This window comes from Clostridium tarantellae (assembly GCF_009295725.1).
Classification (GTDB): Bacteria; Bacillota; Clostridia; order Clostridiales; family Clostridiaceae; genus Sarcina; species Sarcina tarantellae.
This window is the reverse complement of record NZ_WHJC01000622.1, coordinates 1-577: the sequence shown is the minus strand read 5'-3', so window position 1 is coordinate 577 and position 577 is coordinate 1. Positions and strand designations below refer to the sequence as shown.

The 577-nt window shown below is 28.2% G+C and carries 1 protein-coding gene; it reads right to left on the bottom strand.

The annotated features are described in order from the left end of the window. Positions 1–577 (bottom strand): hypothetical protein (locus GBZ86_RS17600; protein WP_170272323.1); only part of this gene is annotated, 577 nt, incomplete at both ends.

Here is a 577-nt window from a genome sequence, read left to right as displayed (position 1 = left end):
CACAATAACTTTATTAGAAGTACTTAAAGAATTAGTATCTCCCACAGAAGAAACATCAGCTTTATTTTGAGTTAGATCAGCTACACTAGAAGTAGTAATGTTTAAGTTAGCTAAAGTGTAATCAGTATTAGATTTAACTTCATTAATGGCATCCACAATAACTTTATTAGAAGTACTTAAAGAATTAGTATCCCCTACAGAAGAGACATCAACTTTATTTTGAGTTAAGTTAGCTACACTAGAAGTAGTAATGTTTAAATTAGCTAAAGTAAAATCAGTGTTGGATTTAACTTCATTAATGGCATCCACAATAACTTTATTAGAAGTACTTAAGGAATTAGTGTCACCTACAGAAGAAACATCAGCTTTGCTTTGAGTTAAATCAACTACACTAGAAGTAGTAATATTAATATTAGTATTTAAATTAGCTAAAGAATAATCAGTATTATTTTTAACTTCATTAATGGCATCCACAATAACTTTATTAGAAGTACTTAAGGAATTAGTGTCACCTACAGAAGAGACATCAACTTTATTTTGAGTTAAGTTAGCTACACTAGAAGTAGTAATGTTTAAA